This window comes from Hydrogenoanaerobacterium saccharovorans (assembly GCF_016901815.1).
In the GTDB taxonomy this organism is placed as follows: Bacteria; Bacillota; Clostridia; order Oscillospirales; family Ruminococcaceae; genus Avimicrobium; species Avimicrobium caecorum.
This window is the reverse complement of record NZ_JACSNR010000061.1, coordinates 1-223: the sequence shown is the minus strand read 5'-3', so window position 1 is coordinate 223 and position 223 is coordinate 1. Positions and strand designations below refer to the sequence as shown.

The 223-nt window shown below is 51.6% G+C and carries 1 tRNA gene and 1 rRNA gene; both read left to right on the top strand.

The features are described 5' to 3' along the window. Positions 1-34: 34 nt before the first annotated feature. Positions 35-109: transfer RNA gene (locus H9X81_RS11680), tRNA-Glu, on the top strand. A gap of 54 nt (positions 110-163) precedes the next feature. After that, positions 164-223 (top strand): 5S ribosomal RNA (rrf, locus tag H9X81_RS11675); the annotation flags it as partial.

The following is a 223-nucleotide window of genomic DNA, read 5'->3' as shown; positions in this document are numbered from 1 at the left end:
GCACCAACAAACAGATGAACCTGTGGGGAAATGTGGCCCGTTGGTCAAGCGGTTAAGACACCGGCCTCTCACGCCGGTAACGGGGGTTCGATTCCCCCACGGGTCACCATTTTATCTTGCACATTTACTTTGACATCAGAGGACGCGAGTCCTTTGACATACAGTCGGTGATTATTACACTGAGGACCCACCTGTTCCCATTCCGAACACAGAAGTTAAGCTC